A 15,388-nucleotide genomic window follows, 5' to 3' on the forward strand; every position below is an offset into this window, starting at 1 on the left:
CGTCATTGCGGGATGATGCTAACGGAGCGGCGGTGGACCCTAAAGGGAGCGCGCCCTGATTGACTGTATCCCGACAGGTTTTGGCCGCTGCCCGACAGTTTGCGCGTCAATGCAGCTGGATCGGCAGGCAGCGATATTCCCTGGGCGTCTGGCCGGTTGCCGCGCGAAAGGCGGCAGAAAAGGCGGATGTGCTGCTGAAACCGCAGCGCCAGCTGACTTCCTTGATCCGGGCGGTGTCGCCGCGTAGTAATTCCTTGGCCAAAGCGATGCGGCTGGTCGCGACAAATTCGCCCAGGCTGACGCCGGTTCCATCCTTGAACACGCGCGCGACATGCCGCACGCTCATATTGCAGCCGCGGGCGATGTCCGCGACGCCCAGTGGGCCCGACAGATTGTCCATCACATAATCGACGATATGGCGCACCTGCCGCCCGCAGCGCGACATCCCCCCGCTCAGATCCTGCGGCCCAAGATGGCGGACGAGTTCGACCGCCAGGCCCATCAGCATGGACTGGATCAGCGTCTGGCTGGCGAAACCGGGGTTACGCAGTTCGGCCGCGAGCCCTTCAAACATGCGGCGCATAGCGATATTCTGGACGTCGGCGCACGGCTCCATCCCCTGGAGCGGGCGTTCGCCATCGAACAATTCGTCCAGAAAGCTGTCGCCCAGCACGACGCAGACCAGATGGCGTTCCTGCAAAGCGGGTTCGCCGACATATTGGCGGTGCGGCGGCATGTAGAGGATGTCGCCCGCCGCTGCACGCCGGTTCGGCCCGCCCATGCTGACGATGCTGCGGCGTGGCTGGCTGTCCAGCGAATAGTCGAGATAATGTTTTTCCGGGCTGAAGACGCCGCTGCAAGGCAAGACCCAGTCGAAGTGGCGTACATCGACCCGTGCATCGCACATGGTCGCATGCGCCTCTATATAGAAGTTTTTAACTCCGAACCTTTCCTGGCCGGTCCAATCGCTCTCCGGTCGAAACATCCTGTCCTCCGCCCGTTTCTATTTTTGCGTATGCGCCTGCATAGCCGGACTGATGCCGCCTGGCACTATCTTCGGGTAGGTATTCGCGTGGCCTTATCGCGACAGTATCTGGCCGAAGGGCGGCATAGCCCGGCGATGGTGCGCGCGCGCCCGACGGCTAGGCTGCGCCATCCTGATAATCGGAGAGGCCCAGCATGTATCATCCCCCAACGCCAAGAAGGGCCGCGCCATGAGAGCGCCCGGCGATGCGCGCCCCGACGCCCGCCCAGATATAGGTCGCTACCCCTGGTATGTGCTGGGGATATTGACGCTGGCGCAGACCTGCCACGGCATCGATCGCGCCGTCATCGGCCTGGTGCTGGCGCCGGTCGGGCGGGAATTCGCGTTGTCGGACGGGCAGCTGGGGATATTGGCGGGCTTTGCCTATGGCATCTTCTTCGCGCTGGCCGCCCTGCCCTTCGGCATTGCGGTCGATAGCTGGAACCGGCGCAACCTGATGGCCGCCGCGCTGACGTTGTGGAGCGGGGCGACCGCTCTATGCGGGCTGGCCACCGGCTTCTGGACGCTGGTGATCGGCCGCGCGGCTGTGGGCACGGCGGAGGCGGGTGGTTCCCCCACCGGCATGTCGCTGCTGAGCGATTATTTCGGCGAGGATCGCCGTGCGACCGCGATCGGCATCTGGTATCTAAGTTCGGGCATTGGCCTGGCCATCGCCTTCCTGGTGGGCGGCGCGATCGTTCAGAGCGCGGGATGGCGATGGGCCTTCGTCGCGGCCGGCGTGCCGGGGCTGCTGCTGGCGCCGATCCTGCTGCTGACAGTCCGCGAGCCGCGGCGCGGCGGGCTGGACGGCCCGGCCAAGCCGCAGCATAGCGAGCGCGGGGGCCTGATCCAGCGTATCGGCCTGCTCGCGGCGCGACCGGGGCTGCTCTACTGCATCGGCGCTATCGTACTGATCGCGGCGGGGATTTACGGGATGAGCACATGGCTCACGACCTTCCTGATCCGCGTCCATGCCATGCCGATCGGCCGGGCGGGGATGATCATCGCCATCGCCTATGGCGGGCTGGGGTCGCTGGGCGGTTTCCTGGCGGGCTGGGTGATCGATGCGATCAATCGGCGGCGTGGCGGGTTCGACCCTGCGCGGACCGCGCTGTTCGGGGCGATCATCCCGCTGCTGACCGCCATCACCGGGATCGGCACGATGCTGGTGCATGACCTGCAACCGATGCTGGTGCTGCTGATGGCCTGCGGCTTTTTGAGCGCATCCTATAACGGGCCGATCTATGCCGTGATCGTCACGATCGCGGGGCCGCGGCTGCGCGGTCTGGCGGTGTCGATGGTGCAACTAGGCGCAAACCTGATCGGCGTGGGGGCCGGCACCTATCTGATCGGTGCGGTCAGCGATTATGTGGGCGGGAATGAGGGCATCGCCTGGGGCATCGGCATCGCGATGCTGTTCACCTTTGCCGGTGGGTTAATGTTGCTGATGGCGTCGCGCGCGATACGGCGGGCGGCGGTGCAGGACGTGACATGAAAAAGGGGCGGCCCGGTCGATTATGACCGGGCCGCCCCTTTTGCTTCAGGATCGTTCGTTCATTCCGCAGCTGCGGCGCGTTCCTTGCGGCGGGCCTTGGCCGCTTCTATCCCACGGAACACGGCCGTCGTATTGCCAGCACCGGCGTAGAAGAGGAGGAACAGGGGCAGGAAATCCAGTTCCTCATCCGTGAATTCATCGTTGGTCAGGGCGCCGTTCATCTGGATTTCGACCAGGTCGGGCCGCCCCAGCATTGCCGTGGCCCCCAACACTAGCAGGCGCTTTTCGCGCATCGAGAAGATGTCGCTACCCCACAGATTAGCAAATTGATTGCCGACGATTTCCTGGTTGAAGGACGAGTCGCGGAACGGCAGCGTCATCGCCGACGTGCCCGGCCCATAGACCTTGTCGAAAACTTCCAGACCCTTTTGCCACTGGGCTTCGTCGATGCTCATGCTTTCTCTCCCATCACATCAGCTAGGCCAACGACGGCCTGGTCCGTCCGGCGCGCCAATTCGACCAGCGGCAGCGTAATGCCGTAGCTGCGCGCCAGATCGATCGCGGCGTCCAGATCCTTTATCATCAGCGCGCGGGTATATTCGCGGATCGCCGCCTCCTGATCGCCCGATGCCGGATCGTCGCGTATGGCCAGCATCAACGGGCCGCCCACGCTGTCGGAGCTGGCCTCGATCACGTCGCTCAGCTGGCGGACGTCGACACCGGCGTTGCGGCAAAGGACCGCCGCCTCATAGCCTGCGCGCAGGCCGCCGAAGACGATGACGTTGCGCGCGATCTTTGCCGCCATGCCAGCGCCGGGACCGCCCATATGCGCGACCAGCTTGGCAAAGCCGTCCAGCACCGGGCGCACCCGTGCGACGCCCTCGGCCGAGCCGCCGACCAGGCAGACCAGGCCGTTTTCGCGCGACTTGGGACCGCCGGTCACGCCGCTGTCGATCAGATCGACGCCGGCCGCGTCGGTCAGCGCCCGGATCGCGTCAAGATCCTCGATCGAGACGGTGGCGACCAGCACGATGCTCATGCCCGGTCTCGCCTGCGACAGCACGCCGTCCGGGCCGGACAGGACGTCGATCGTCTGCTTGGCATTGACCACGGCGATGATGACGACATCAGCCTGCCGCGCCAGTTCGGCCGGGCTGGCCACCACTGGCGGCACGCCGTCCAGCGTATCCGCCGCGTCCGCGCGAACGTCATAGACCGCCGCCAACTGGCCGCTGCGCGCCAAACAGATGGCCACCCCCGCCCCGATCTGCCCCAATCCAATTACGCCTGCGTTTCCCATCCTCAACATCCTTTCCGCCGCCTGTTCGCGGTCCTGTGGTCACAATGGCGACAGCGTGGCATAGCCATGGCCCCCGCGTCATCCCGATCATCGCGGCGTGGCCGAACATCGACAGCTTTGCGGGCGGTCACGACGCATTTGCCTCTCGCGGCAGATTTTTGGCGGCCAGCATATAGTGGACCACCGCCAGCACCAGGACCGATGCGGCGACCTGCATACTCAGTTGCAGGCCGTCCGCCGAGGCGGCAAGACAGGCGGGTGTGGGCCGCGCGGAGGCCGATGCCAGGCAGTCGGCGGCATAATCGCCTACATAGAGGAAAGCGGCGAGTCGGTCGCTGAGATAGCCCAGCACCACCGACCCCAGGCCCAGGCCCGCAACCGTCTGGCCAAAACTGTGCAGCGCGGCGGCCGAGGCGCGCATCCGTGGTTCGACCAGCGACTGGGTGATCGTCATGATCGCGGGAAGGAAGGCGTAAAGCAATGTGGTGGCCAGGAACAGGAAGCCCACTAGCCAGCGCCAGTCGCTCTGTTGGATAGCCAGAAGATAGAGCGGCAGCGCCAGCCCCACCGCGATGGCGGGCGCCCAGCCGCCCCAGCGCATGTCGCGCCGGATCAGGCCGCCGATCAGATAGCCGCCGCTGACCTGCCCCACCATCGTCGCCAGGCTGAAGGAAAGCGCGAAGACCATGCCCGCCTGCGCCAGGGGCAGGTCGTAGCGGCGCACCAGCAGGGGAATGAGGAACAGGTTGGTGCCGAACCCGACCATGCCGACAAAGCCGCTGCCAAAGGTCAGGTGCAGGAAGGCAGGCGATCGCCCCAGCCGCCGCAGCACCGCGCCGAAGGGGGGCGTGTCCGCCCGGTCGCCCGCATCGGTGCGGACGGGTTCTGGGATGGTCAGGAACAGCAAGAGCGCCAGCAGCAACCCCGGCGCGCCGACCGCCAGCAGGGCCAGCCGCCAGCCGAAATGCTGGGCAATGGCGCCGCCGCCGATCGCGGCGATGGCGCCGCCCAAGGGCACGCCAAGCGCAATGAGGGAAAAGACGACAGCGCGGCGCGGCGGATCGAACCGGTCGGAGATCATCGACACCAGCGCGGGGGTGAAGCCTGCCTCCCCCACGCCCACGCCCATGCGGCAGAGCAGCAGTTGGAGATAGCTGCCCGCCGCGCCCGACAGCGCGGTCATGAACGACCAGAGCACGGTCACAGCGGCGATGATGCGGACCCGGCTATAGCGTTCGGCCAGCCGCGCAAGCGGGATGCCGAGCGCGGCGTAGAAGAGCGAGAAGGCGAGGCCGCCGAGCATCCCGAGTTGAAGGTCGCTGAGTTGCAGGTCGTGGCGAATCGCTTCGCCCACCACCGCGATGATGGTGCGATCGATGAAGTTGAACATGTAGATCGCGCCCAGCAGCAACAGGAACCAGCGGTCACGCGCGCCAAAACCTGTCTTCCCCATCCTCATCCCCTTTCAGCCTCTTCCCGGCTTTGCGCCGGTAGCACGATACACATAGAACAGATTCTTTTCTATGTGTATCAGTTTCCTCTTGAAACCATCTGGCCGCTGCGGCAACAGATCGGCATTATCGACAGAAGGAATTTTGCATATGAAGACGATCATCATCGCGATCGCGGCGCTGGGCTTGGCGACGCCTGCACTGGCCCAGGCCCCCGCGATCGACCGTAACGAAGCAATCTTTTCCGCCGAGGGCACCAAGATCGGCAAGGTCGAAAAGGTGGTGACGGGCGATGACGGCGCGGTAGCCGCCGTGCGCATCATCTATCGCGGCAAGTTCATCACCATTCCCGCCGCCACGCTGACCGCGAGCGACAAGGGCGTCACCACCAGCCTGTCGAACGCCGACCTCAAGAAGCTCTGAACCTCTGTGGCGGAGGGGGGCGGCAGGCCATGGCCCCCGCCCCCCGGCTTATGGGCAGGCATGGCGGCCACGCGGAACGCGCGTCAGGCCGCCTTGTCTTCGAGCGGCACGAGATTTTGCATGAAGGCGGCGAAGTCCGGGCCAAGCTCTGGAATAGGCAGACCCAATTTTTCGGCCAGATAGAGCGTCATGAAATTATCCTGCAGCGACCGGTTGGTGGCAGGAATATTGCCGATGCCGACCTGCCGGTCGAACGCGCCGACCGCGACCAGCGCCATGCGCAGCGCGGCGACGATGTCGTAATAATCGAGATGCTGGGCCTTTTGCCCGGATGCTGCTTCCCAGATGGCGATCGTCTCGTCGCGGCTTGGCAGCCCCTCCAACCGGGTGACGCCGAAACGGCGGCCGAACAGGTCGTCGAAATAGAGCCACCAGGCCAGGTCCAGCTCCGCGGGTCCCAGTGCGGCGAGTTCCCAGTCGATCAGCGCGTTGACGCTGCCGTCGGGCGCGAACATGACGTTGGACGGCGTTGGGTCGCCCCACAGCACGTTGACGCCCGCGTCGGCAGGCATGTTCGCGCGGACATAGGCCATGGCGGTATCGACGATCGGCATCGGCCGACCCTGTCCCGCCGCCCGGTGCCAAGCTTCGAGCGCGCCGACATATTGGTCGAGGCCTGGCGCGCCATTTTCAGGCTGGGCGAGAAATTCGAACCCGTCGCGCCAATCGATCGTCGCCAGGGTGGCAAAGGCGGCGATGGCGTTGGTGAAGCTGGCGCGGCGCTGGTCGGGGGTCATGTCGACCAGCCAGCCGTCAAGATTATAATTGGGTTTCTGCTTTGCGCATTCGCCCTCTACCTTGCCCATGACCAGGAAGGGCAAGCCCAATATGTCGGGATCGAGATGCATACCGATCCATGGCGGCACGGGCACGTCTCCGCGCGCGTAGAGCGCCGCCATCATCTTGCCCTGTAGCCCCAGGCTGCTGCCGAACACGACTTCCAGGTCCATCGGCTGGCGACGCACGACCAACGTCTGATTCTGTGACCCTACCGGATCGGCATAATCGACGTCAACGAAGAAAATGTCCGCCGAAAAGCCAGCGCCCAGCGTCACGTCGAGCGGACGGACGACGATATCGCGCCAGTCGGGCTTTTCGCTGGCCAGCCAAAATTGCAACTGGGTGGTGATGCGGTCGGGCGTCAGATAGTCCATCGCCTACAGGCCCTTTGCCGCCAGCGCGCGCTTCAGTTCGGTGGTCAGCGGCCCCATATCCTTGGGCGAGGCGCCGTGGAGCAGGATTTCGTCCGCCCCCGCATCCAGAAAGTCCATCAACTGATCGGCACATTGCGCGGCGGTGCCGACGGCCGCGCCTTCGTCGAGCCAATGTTGCGGCATCAGCTTGCTGACATCGACCAGTTCCTGCCTGGTATAGGCCTGGTCGGCCGGCTTGCCGTTCAGGCTGGCGATCTTGGGATGGGCGCGGATCTGGTCCAGCACGCACTTGTCCCAGCCGTTGATATCGACGATCAGGTCGCCGAAACCGGGCAGTTCGAAATAGGTGATGGCTCGACCGCCGACCACGGCTTCCTCCTCATCCTTGGGCAGGTCGGGGGCAACGATGATATTGTGGTAGATGCGGACCGCCATGGGATCACGCCCGGCCTTTTCGGCGGCGTCGCGCACGATCTTCGTGCTGTTCTTCACCCCTTGCGCCGACACGAAGGGATGCAGCAGCACGCCGTCGCAATGTTCGCCGGCAAATTCCAGGCTTTTGGGGCCGATGGCGGTGAAGATGATCGGCGGCGGGGTGCCGCCATGACGATCGGTCAGGCTGATCGCGGGGAATTTTCCCAGCACGCCTTCATAATCGACCTTTTCCCCCGCCCAGAGGCGGCGGCAGATGGAAATCAGGTCGGCCAGCCGCTCCATCGTGATCGGCGGCGATCCCAGCATCTTCATGTAAGCCGGGACGGCGCGCGCGAACATCAGGCGGAAACGGTCGCCACTCAACGCCTGCATCAGGTCCGCGACGCTGGCGGTGACGAGGGGGTGGCGCATCGTCGCGTACATGGTGCCGGTGATGCGGATCTTCGACGTTGCCTGCGACACCGCGCCCGCAAGGACGGCGGGTTCCTTCAGCGCATAGCGTTCAGAAATCCACACGCAGCCAAGGCCGATACGCTCAGCCTCCTGCGCTTCCTCGATACCCCGGCGCGGATCGCTGACCCGTCCAGGCAGGATATAGGTGCCGAACTTGTCGAACAGCGCCTGCGCGCCGGGTTCCATTGCTGCCGTCATATCCTGTCCTCTCAAATCTATAGAGACAGGATTGCCGCGCGAGCGACGCTTCGCAACCTGTCAAAGGACAGGCGCGGGATGCACTTCGACAGTGAGGCGGGTGAGTTTGAGGAACGCGATCTTCCATCCACCGTCCACGCGCACATAGCGTTCGGTGTAGTGGCCAAAGCCGGTGATCGATGCGCCGCCGGGGATCGGGCATGTGCCGGGCGCCCAGACCACCCGGTCCTGCATGGCGGTGACGACATCGGCGCTATCGCCTCGCAGGGCGATTTCGGACGAATGGACCTGATGCGCGGTCTGCGCGTCGATGACGGCGGAGCGGACCTGCTCCAGAATCGCGGCATGGCCGGTGATCGGCGGGTTTCCGGTATCTTCCTGCACGTCCATCACTGCGTCGGGCGTGAACAGGGCGATGAAGCCGTCCCAATCCTTGGCATCGAGCAGGCGGCAATAGCGCGCCTTCACCTGACGGATCGCCTCATAATCTAGCAGCATGGCCAGTGCATCGCTCATGATAATATCGACCTCACCAGATGACGCGCATATGGGCGCGCAATGTGCGCTCACGGATCGCGGCGTCGCGCGCTTCCGGCGTTACCAGCACCGTGTCGGGGGGCAGATGGCTGCGGACGTCGGCCAGCTTCACTTTGCGCATTGTCGGCGTGGGCCGGGCTTCGCTGTTGAACCAGCGGCCCTGGACAGCGCCGCTCGCATAGCCCGCCGTATCGAGCCAGTTATGGACGCCCGGATCGCGCGCAGAAATGACCGCGCGGAACACGCCGTCACCATCGATCACAGCCTGCGCATCGTTCAGGCTCGACTGGTTGTGATACCAGTCGGTCGTTTCATAGAGGTCATTGGTCAGGATGAGCGACCAATAGGCGACGTCGGCCGGGATCGCTACTGCGGTAATCAGCGCTTCGTCATCGCCCAGATCATAGACGCCCTCATAATAGGATTGGCGGGCAAGGCCGGTCATCTGCGAGAAGTCCACGACTTTCAGCGTGTTGATGAGGCCTTCGTCGCGCAGCTTCTGCACCTTATCGGGGAAGGCCAGGGCGCAGACCGCCGCGGTTTTCGGTATTTCGGCAAAGCGATGCGCCAGTTGCGCCAGCGTCGGGCGCCCCTTGGCCGCTTTGTCCGCATCCAGCCGGACGACGCCTAGGCGCGGTTCACGCTCCACGCCCCAGTCGCAACCGACGATGCGGACCATCAGCTTTTCGGTGTCCGGTTTCAATTCCCACCAGTCGCCGCTGTGGCCCTCCGGCCGGGTCGGCGAGAGGATGACGTCGAACGCGCCGTCCGGGCCGACGGCTAGATCGTCGAAATCATTGGCGTCCTGTGCAGGATGATGCTGGCCGGTGCGCAGGGTGTCGGGGCCAAGCTGCGCCAGGATCATCATCCGGGTCGTGCCGCGATCGCCCCGGATGCGATAGGTGCCGCCCTTTTCGATCAACGCCGCCTTGTAGATGGTGTCTGCATTGGGCTGAAAGATATTCTGGCAGATATTGAGTTCGGGCACGAAGATCGGATGGCTGCGGTCATGCATGATCGCGTCGTTGGTGGTGCGCAGGACGCCGGAGAGCAGCAGGCGCATGGCCTCCTGCATCACCTGCGGGTCTTCATGCAGCCGCGCCGGGATGCGATCGCGCATTTGCTGGCCCAGCGGGCGCAGTTGGTCGAGCAACTGTTCCCATTCGTAGATCGCAGTGTCCGTCATCTCATTCTCCGCCAGTAACGAGAGTTTGCCGCAGCGCGTCGCGCCGATCGGCATCCACACCCGCCGCCTGAAAATAGCCGTCGATCCCGCCCCATTGCGACGCCACGACATCAAGCGCGCGGTTCAGGAAATCGGCATGGACGCCGATCAGCACCGCGACCATGTCGTCAGGCGGAACAAAGCCGAACGTCTTTTGCAGATCGCCCTTCAGATGGCCCGACATCACCAAATTCTGGCCGAACACGTCGGACTTGCGATAATCTTCGGCGATCGCATCGCGCGGGACGCCCAGCAGGTCGAGGATCAGGGCGACCACCACGCCGGTCCGGTCCTTACCCGCCGTGCAGTGGACCAGCATCGGCGTGTCGCCCGCCAGCAGCGCGTCGACCATCGGCCCGACATGGGGCAGGAACGCCTGGGGCATCAGGCCATAATTATGAGTCATCACGGCGATGGCGCGCGCCTGTGTCGGGTCGCGGCCTAGCGTCATCCACATATCTTCGCCCTGCGCGCGCAGGTCGGTGTTCATGTCGAGATCAAGGATGCGGCAATCGGCCCCGCACCAGTCATGGGGCGCCTTTTCGCGCTCCATGTCCGAGCGGAGGTCGGCGACGGTGCGAAAGCCCAGTTCGGCCAGTTCGGCATGATGGTCTGCAAGGAAACTGGCCGGGCCTTCGGATCGGTACAGGATGCCGGGTCGCACCTGCCGGCCATCGCGGGTCGGCAGTCCGCCGATATCGCGGAAGTTGAGGCGGGACAGGGCAAGGGTCATGACGGACTTTCCAGTGGAGGGTAGGCAGGCACGATGCCGCGCATCTGGGCCAGCAGGTCCGGCGACATCCAGACATGTTCGACATAATGGCCCAGCGTGGCGCGCTCGTCGGTGTAGATGTAGCGCAGCATGTCGCCGATCGCCCCGTCGAACGCGACCGGATGCGTAGTTAGGTCGAGCGAGGCGACATGCGCGTCCCAGTTGGAGAGCGGACCGTCGATGCGGGCAGCGATATGGTGGAAGCGGATGGCCAGATCGTCGCCGCCGGGCAGGACGTCGCTAAACAGTGGCGCGGTGTCGCCAATCGGTTCGATCAGTTCGACCTCGACCCCGCCGACCAGCGCCAGCGCGATCTTGAGCACCGGCTTGCCCGCCGAGTTTTCGCCCGGCTGGATGTTCGACATTTCGAAAAAGCCCGGCGTGCCGTATTCGGCGGTCAGCCGGGCCATGGCGGCGGCCAGATCGTTGGTCACATAGGCGATCTGGCTATGATGGCTGTTGGGCCGGGCGAACATGCGCTTCTCCTATAAGGCGTGCCCGATCAGCCGCATCGCGGCTGGCCTGGCACCTGCCGGACGGTCAGTTGGCGAACAGCTTGCCACCGTCGATGACCAGCGTGTCGCCCGTATGATAGGCGGCCATGTCGCTGGCGAGATAGACGACAGCGCCTTCCAGATCGGCGGGCTTGCCCGCGCGGCCCAGTGGTGCTTTGGCCGCGACCATGTCAGCGAGCATCTGGCCGATGGCGGGGTCGGCAAAGGTCATGTCGGTTTCGATGAAGCCCGGCGCGATGACGTTGCAGCGCACTCCGATCGGACCCAGTTCGGCGGCTAGCGCCTTGGCCAGAGAATTAAGGGCGCCCTTGGCGATGCCGTAATGGGCCATGGTAGGTACGCCCTGAAAGATAGACCCGCTGCCGCAGATGATGAGTGACCCGCCCGGATCGCCGGCCTCAGCCCTTGCCTTCATATGCCGAGCGGTTTCCCGCAGCGCAAAGACTGCGCCATCGAGATTGACGTCGATCAGTTTGCGGTATGTTCCTACATCCATGTCGGTGAAGGCAACCTGGGTGGCGATACCCGCATTGGCGACCAATGTATCGACCCGGCCCATCGCGTCGAGCGCACGAGCAAAACCAGCTACGATTGCTGGTTCGCTGGCCACATCGACGCTGTCGGCAAACACTCGGACCCCATATTGACGCAACGCATGCGTTGCCTCTTCATTTCGATCCGAGCGACGACCCCACAGGATGATGTCGCTTCCTGCACGGGCCAGCCCCCTGGCATAGCCGAACCCCAGTCCCGAATTGGCACCAGTGACCAGCGCCACTTTGCCGCTAAGATCGAACAGATTTTCCGGCATAGCGTGTCTCCTGATAGCCGCCCGTCATGGGGCAGCGCTTTGGCGTAACAGTGTTGGGGAAATCACTCGGCGACAAGCATGCCGACTTTCGCAGTCACGCCAAAGGCATCGCAAAAACGCCTTGCTCTCAATGTAGCATCGTTTTCCGAAACTGTCGGGGGGTGATCCCGGTAGCTCTACGAAAAGCAGAAGAAAAGGCCGCTGCGCTATCGAATCCACACTCCCAGGCAACAACCTTAATTGCGGGCCCCACTTGGCGCAGCAACTGTCTGGCCCGATTGATCTTGCGATCTGTAACATAATGGGTGAGTGTCTGACCGGTGGCGGCGCGGAACTGGCGGAAGAAATGGCGGTTGGACAGGCCGCACTCCGCTGCCAGATCGGCGACGGTCGGGGGCTTGCCGGGTTGTTCGATGCGATCGGTGATCCGCCGGACCTGCGCACGGGACAGCCCGGAGCGTGCGCCCTCTTCCTTGACCGAAAGGCGCAGATAGCGTTGCAGATCGACCCAGGCCTGCACCCACAGGGCCTGCGCCAGCATATCGCTACAAAAGCCCGGCGCGGCGATCTCGTCCGCGATGCGCCGCAGCCCGTCGCGTACGGCCGGGCTGCGGACGTCGAGCGATGCCTGCAAGGCCGCCTCCGACATGGCCATATCTTCGCCGTCGAACGCTGCGCCGTCGAAGCCGCAGCAGATCGACGTCTGTTCTCCCTCTCCCCAGGCGGTGTGCAGCGGCGTGCCGGCCGGAATGAAGAGGATATCGCCCAGTGCGTTGCAGGGCGTGTCATAGCCGCCGCAGGGTGGGCCGGGACGGGGCGACAACGCCAGGTCGAGAAAGCTGCGGGGCGAGGAGAAGACGCCCGCCTGCGCCCCGCGAAAACGGTAATGGTGCAGTTCCATTACCAAGCCCGGCAACGCGATCCGCCCATTGACTGTGCAGTCGATGGCGGACGTGACGGGCAGGTCATAGACTTGGGAAGCAGCGTCCATTCATCCTCTCCGCTTGGGCCTTTCCCTGACCCTTTGGCGCGATGGCGTAGCAATTGGCGCAGCGGCGATGGCCCCGCACCTTGCCGGCGACAGGGTCGGCACGATTAGATGCGCCAACAAAAACAGGAGAGCGACATGGGCAGTTCCACGCAAGATGTGGCCGCACGCTGGAACATCATCGACATTACCGATCTACATCATCCGGTGCTAACTGAGGTTCAGAAACAGGTGATGGCCGGGGCCGAGGCGGCGGCGGACCAGATCGTGTTCCAGCCCGCGTTCATATTGGGCGCGGCGCAGGCGCAGACCGGCCTGTCGGATTTCGGCGCGGCGGATTTTCGCGAACGGTTGGCGGTGTGGTGCCAGGCGATCGACGAGGATGCCAATGCGTCCGCCGTCGCCCGCGCCACCCTGTTCCAGATGATGATCCGCTATGCCGCGACCCGGTTGCGGATCGAGGATATCGTCAAGCGCCACCCGGAGATAGTGGACATCCCGATCGAGCGGCCGATCATCGTCGCGGGCCTGCCGCGATCGGGCACGACGCATTTGCTGGGGCTGTTGTCGGCCGATCGCCGTTTCCGGTCGCTGCCCTGGTGGGAGGCCATCGCGCCGGTGCCCGCGCCCGACGAGGCGCCGACGCCCGACGACGCCAATCCGCGCTGGACCAAGGCGGAACAGGGGTGGCGGATGATGGAGTCTATCCTGCCGCACATGGCGATCATGCATGAATTTTCGCCCGACCATATCAGTGAGGATATCGAGTTGCAGGCGCCCGATTTCTCCTCCTACCTGATCGAATGGCTGGCAATGGTGCCGCGCTGGCGCGACTATTATCTGAGCCATGACCAGTCGGGCACCTATGCCTATCTGAAGAAGGCGTTGCAGGTACTGACATTCCTGAACGGCCCCAACCGCTGGGTTATCAAATGCCCGCAGCATATGGAGCAATTGCCCGCGCTGTATAAGATCTTCCCCGACGCGACCTTCGTCATCACCCATCGCGATCCGGTGGGGTCGATCCGGTCGCAACTGACCATGTATACTTACGCAGCGCGGATGTTTCGCAAGTGGGTCGATTTACAGGAGCCGCTGGGCTATTGGCCCGACCGCTATGAGAGGCTGTTGCGCGCCTGCGTGCGGGACCGCGACATATTGCCGCCCAATCAGACGATCGACGTCTATTTCCACGATTGGATCAAAAATCCCGATCCGATCCTGAAGGAAATTTACCGCATCGCCGACATCCCCCTGACCGATGAGGTGCTGGCCGACCTACATCTCTATCTGGCCGAGCATGGCGAGCAGACGAAGGGCAAGATCGTCTATGACCTGGAACGCGATTTCCATGTCACCGCCGAAGAGTTGCGGCGGCCCTTCACCTTCTATTTCGATCGGTTTCCGGTTGCGATCGAAGTGAAATAGAGCGCGTCCCGCCCTGTCTTCCGGCAGGCAGGGCGGCGTGTCCGTGTGCATAAAGCTGGTCGACCATTCCGATTCCAGACGAGGAATATCATGCCCGAACTGAACGTCATCACCCGCGACGGCACCTGCAAGACGATCGATGCGCCCGCCGACATTTCTGTGATGGAAGCCATCCGCGATGCCGGCTTCGACGAATTGCTGGCGCTGTGTGGCGGCTGCTGTTCGTGCGCGACCTGCCATGTCTATGTCGACCCCGCGGTCGCCGCGAGCCTGCCGCCGGTCACGGACGATGAAAGCGACCTGCTCGACGGATCGTCGCATCGCAACGACCTTTCGCGCCTGTCGTGCCAGATCATGTTGACGCAGGCCCTGTCGGGCATGACCGTCACGATCGCGCCCGAAGATTGACGGCAGCGCGGGTCAGGCGACGGGCGGCAGCAGCGCGGCGAGCAGGAAACCGGCCAGCCGGTCGGCCTGCGCGGCGGCATGGGCGTCATCGACTTCGCCCCCTGCCCCCAGCCGCTGTTGCATCGGCACGGCGGAGAAGTAGAAGCCCACCCCCTGTACCAGCAATGCCATCAGCGCGGGGGTGGACAGATCGTGCACCGGCCGTTGCCGCCGCACCGCGTCCAGCAGATCGTCCAGTCGCCGCTGGAACGGCAGCACGAAATGTTCGACGATATGGTCGAGCCGCCAGGTCGAGCGGCATCCTTCGACATTGGTGAGCGAGACGATGTCGCCATTGCGGGTCGCCCAGAGGCAGAAGCGCTGGATCAGGTGGCGCAGGCGGACTTCGGCGTCTGCGGGTTCGTCGAACGCGGCTTCGACGAAGGGCGATGCCTGCGCCATGCGCCAATCGACTGCGCGGACCCACAAATCCTCCTTCCGCCCGAAGCGGACGTTGAGCAGATTATGGCTGACGCCCAGCCGCTTGGACAGGTCGCGCAGCGTCGTCCCTTCATAGCCGCGTTCGGCGAAGGTCGCGAAGGCAAGCCCAAGCAACTGGTCCTCATCCAAGGCCTGGACGGCATTGAGGGCGGGGCGGCCACGGGCGCGCTGGGGTCGATCGAGCATCTGCTGATCCATAGTGAAAAGACGTTGACATATAAATTGTCATAC

The 15,388-nt window shown here is 64.1% G+C and carries 17 protein-coding genes; 4 read left to right on the plus strand and 13 right to left on the minus strand.

Annotated elements, in window-relative coordinates; translation table 11 throughout:
- Positions 1–106: 106 nt before the first annotated feature.
- Complete coding sequence (locus OVY48_RS05330; RefSeq protein ID WP_313922014.1) at positions 107–907, minus strand: AraC family transcriptional regulator; 801 nt, start codon at positions 905–907, stop codon at positions 107–109.
- A 307-nt stretch (positions 908–1,214) separates the two neighbouring features.
- Between OVY48_RS05330 and OVY48_RS05335 the strand changes: the two genes are divergently transcribed.
- Entirely contained in the window at positions 1,215–2,519 is a 1,305-nt protein-coding gene (locus OVY48_RS05335; protein ID WP_037479742.1) for an MFS transporter, read from the plus strand.
- Between the two features lie 59 nt (positions 2,520–2,578).
- On the opposite strand, the gene OVY48_RS05340 is transcribed toward OVY48_RS05335, so the two are convergent.
- The 3 genes from OVY48_RS05340 to OVY48_RS05350 form a co-directional block, all read right to left on the minus strand.
- The gene (locus OVY48_RS05340) at positions 2,579–2,974 is read right to left on the minus strand and encodes a hypothetical protein (protein ID WP_037479741.1); all 396 of its coding nucleotides are present in this window, start codon (positions 2,972–2,974) and stop codon (positions 2,579–2,581) included.
- Positions 2,971–3,828: an NAD(P)-dependent oxidoreductase gene (locus tag OVY48_RS05345; RefSeq protein ID WP_272945524.1), complete on the minus strand. Its 858-nt coding sequence runs from the start codon at positions 3,826–3,828 to the stop codon at positions 2,971–2,973. The genes OVY48_RS05340 and OVY48_RS05345 overlap by 4 nt, the downstream gene beginning before the upstream one ends.
- Positions 3,829–3,946: 118 nt before the next feature.
- On the minus strand, positions 3,947–5,272 hold the full coding sequence (locus OVY48_RS05350) for a spinster family MFS transporter (RefSeq protein ID WP_037479736.1): 1,326 nt from the start codon (positions 5,270–5,272) through the stop codon (positions 3,947–3,949).
- A gap of 148 nt (positions 5,273–5,420) precedes the next feature.
- Here OVY48_RS05350 and OVY48_RS05355 point away from each other — a divergent pair, with 148 nt between their 5' ends.
- Positions 5,421–5,693: a hypothetical protein gene (locus OVY48_RS05355; protein ID WP_037479734.1), complete on the plus strand. Its 273-nt coding sequence runs from the start codon at positions 5,421–5,423 to the stop codon at positions 5,691–5,693.
- Between the two features lie 83 nt (positions 5,694–5,776).
- On the opposite strand, the gene OVY48_RS05360 is transcribed toward OVY48_RS05355, so the two are convergent.
- The 8 genes from OVY48_RS05360 to OVY48_RS05395 all read right to left on the minus strand — a co-directional run bounded on the left by OVY48_RS05360 (position 5,777) and on the right by OVY48_RS05395 (position 12,844).
- Positions 5,777–6,907, minus strand: a complete 1,131-nt coding sequence (locus OVY48_RS05360; RefSeq protein WP_313922015.1) for a phosphotransferase family protein — start codon at positions 6,905–6,907, stop codon at positions 5,777–5,779.
- 3 nt (positions 6,908–6,910) lie between these two features.
- On the minus strand, positions 6,911–7,993 hold the full coding sequence (locus tag OVY48_RS05365; RefSeq protein ID WP_037479730.1) for a TIGR03857 family LLM class F420-dependent oxidoreductase: 1,083 nt from the start codon (positions 7,991–7,993) through the stop codon (positions 6,911–6,913).
- A 60-nt stretch (positions 7,994–8,053) separates the two neighbouring features.
- Positions 8,054–8,509 (minus strand): nuclear transport factor 2 family protein, encoded by a 456-nt coding sequence (locus tag OVY48_RS05370; RefSeq protein WP_037479728.1) that lies wholly within the window; start codon positions 8,507–8,509, stop codon positions 8,054–8,056.
- Between the two features lie 13 nt (positions 8,510–8,522).
- Positions 8,523–9,716, minus strand: coding sequence for a DUF1214 domain-containing protein (locus tag OVY48_RS05375; RefSeq protein ID WP_037480506.1), 1,194 nt, complete (start codon positions 9,714–9,716; stop codon positions 8,523–8,525).
- 1 nt (position 9,717) lies between these two features.
- The gene (locus tag OVY48_RS05380; protein ID WP_037479726.1) at positions 9,718–10,488 is read right to left on the minus strand and encodes a tyrosine-protein phosphatase; all 771 of its coding nucleotides are present in this window, start codon (positions 10,486–10,488) and stop codon (positions 9,718–9,720) included.
- A complete protein-coding gene (locus tag OVY48_RS05385) occupies positions 10,485–11,003 on the minus strand; it encodes a VOC family protein (RefSeq protein ID WP_037479724.1) in 519 nt (172 codons plus the stop codon). The genes OVY48_RS05380 and OVY48_RS05385 overlap by 4 nt, the downstream gene beginning before the upstream one ends.
- A 64-nt stretch (positions 11,004–11,067) precedes the next feature.
- Complete coding sequence (locus OVY48_RS05390; RefSeq protein ID WP_037479722.1) at positions 11,068–11,853, minus strand: SDR family NAD(P)-dependent oxidoreductase; 786 nt, start codon at positions 11,851–11,853, stop codon at positions 11,068–11,070.
- Between the two features lie 127 nt (positions 11,854–11,980).
- The gene (locus OVY48_RS05395) at positions 11,981–12,844 is read right to left on the minus strand and encodes an AraC family transcriptional regulator (RefSeq protein ID WP_037479721.1); all 864 of its coding nucleotides are present in this window, start codon (positions 12,842–12,844) and stop codon (positions 11,981–11,983) included.
- 135 nt (positions 12,845–12,979) lie between these two features.
- Here OVY48_RS05395 and OVY48_RS05400 point away from each other — a divergent pair, with 135 nt between their 5' ends.
- Complete coding sequence (locus OVY48_RS05400) at positions 12,980–14,269, plus strand: sulfotransferase (protein WP_313922017.1); 1,290 nt, start codon at positions 12,980–12,982, stop codon at positions 14,267–14,269.
- A 90-nt stretch (positions 14,270–14,359) separates the two neighbouring features.
- On the plus strand, positions 14,360–14,677 hold the full coding sequence (locus tag OVY48_RS05405; RefSeq protein ID WP_037479717.1) for a 2Fe-2S iron-sulfur cluster-binding protein: 318 nt from the start codon (positions 14,360–14,362) through the stop codon (positions 14,675–14,677).
- A gap of 12 nt (positions 14,678–14,689) precedes the next feature.
- Here the strand turns inward: OVY48_RS05405 and OVY48_RS05410 are convergent, their stop codons facing one another.
- Positions 14,690–15,343 (minus strand): TetR/AcrR family transcriptional regulator, encoded by a 654-nt coding sequence (locus OVY48_RS05410; RefSeq protein WP_235209595.1) that lies wholly within the window; start codon positions 15,341–15,343, stop codon positions 14,690–14,692.
- Positions 15,344–15,388 lie beyond the last annotated feature (45 nt).

Origin of the sequence: Sphingobium sp. SA2 (genome assembly GCF_032227065.1) — a bacterium.
In the GTDB taxonomy this organism is placed as follows: Bacteria; Pseudomonadota; Alphaproteobacteria; order Sphingomonadales; family Sphingomonadaceae; genus Sphingobium.

Coding starts and splice junctions, on each gene's coding strand:
- OVY48_RS05330 (WP_313922014.1), bottom strand. CDS start 907: ATGTGCGATGCACGGGTCGATGTACGCCACTTCGACTGGGTCTTGCCT.
- OVY48_RS05335 (WP_037479742.1), top strand. CDS start 1,215: ATGAGAGCGCCCGGCGATGCGCGCCCCGACGCCCGCCCAGATATAGGT.
- OVY48_RS05340 (WP_037479741.1), bottom strand. CDS start 2,974: ATGAGCATCGACGAAGCCCAGTGGCAAAAGGGTCTGGAAGTTTTCGAC.
- OVY48_RS05345 (WP_272945524.1), bottom strand. CDS start 3,828: ATGTTGAGGATGGGAAACGCAGGCGTAATTGGATTGGGGCAGATCGGG.
- OVY48_RS05350 (WP_037479736.1), bottom strand. CDS start 5,272: ATGGGGAAGACAGGTTTTGGCGCGCGTGACCGCTGGTTCCTGTTGCTG.
- OVY48_RS05355 (WP_037479734.1), top strand. CDS start 5,421: ATGAAGACGATCATCATCGCGATCGCGGCGCTGGGCTTGGCGACGCCT.
- OVY48_RS05360 (WP_313922015.1), bottom strand. CDS start 6,907: ATGGACTATCTGACGCCCGACCGCATCACCACCCAGTTGCAATTTTGG.
- OVY48_RS05365 (WP_037479730.1), bottom strand. CDS start 7,993: ATGACGGCAGCAATGGAACCCGGCGCGCAGGCGCTGTTCGACAAGTTC.
- OVY48_RS05370 (WP_037479728.1), bottom strand. CDS start 8,509: ATGAGCGATGCACTGGCCATGCTGCTAGATTATGAGGCGATCCGTCAG.
- OVY48_RS05375 (WP_037480506.1), bottom strand. CDS start 9,716: ATGACGGACACTGCGATCTACGAATGGGAACAGTTGCTCGACCAACTG.
- OVY48_RS05380 (WP_037479726.1), bottom strand. CDS start 10,488: ATGACCCTTGCCCTGTCCCGCCTCAACTTCCGCGATATCGGCGGACTG.
- OVY48_RS05385 (WP_037479724.1), bottom strand. CDS start 11,003: ATGTTCGCCCGGCCCAACAGCCATCATAGCCAGATCGCCTATGTGACC.
- OVY48_RS05390 (WP_037479722.1), bottom strand. CDS start 11,853: ATGCCGGAAAATCTGTTCGATCTTAGCGGCAAAGTGGCGCTGGTCACT.
- OVY48_RS05395 (WP_037479721.1), bottom strand. CDS start 12,844: ATGGACGCTGCTTCCCAAGTCTATGACCTGCCCGTCACGTCCGCCATC.
- OVY48_RS05400 (WP_313922017.1), top strand. CDS start 12,980: ATGGGCAGTTCCACGCAAGATGTGGCCGCACGCTGGAACATCATCGAC.
- OVY48_RS05405 (WP_037479717.1), top strand. CDS start 14,360: ATGCCCGAACTGAACGTCATCACCCGCGACGGCACCTGCAAGACGATC.
- OVY48_RS05410 (WP_235209595.1), bottom strand. CDS start 15,343: ATGCTCGATCGACCCCAGCGCGCCCGTGGCCGCCCCGCCCTCAATGCC.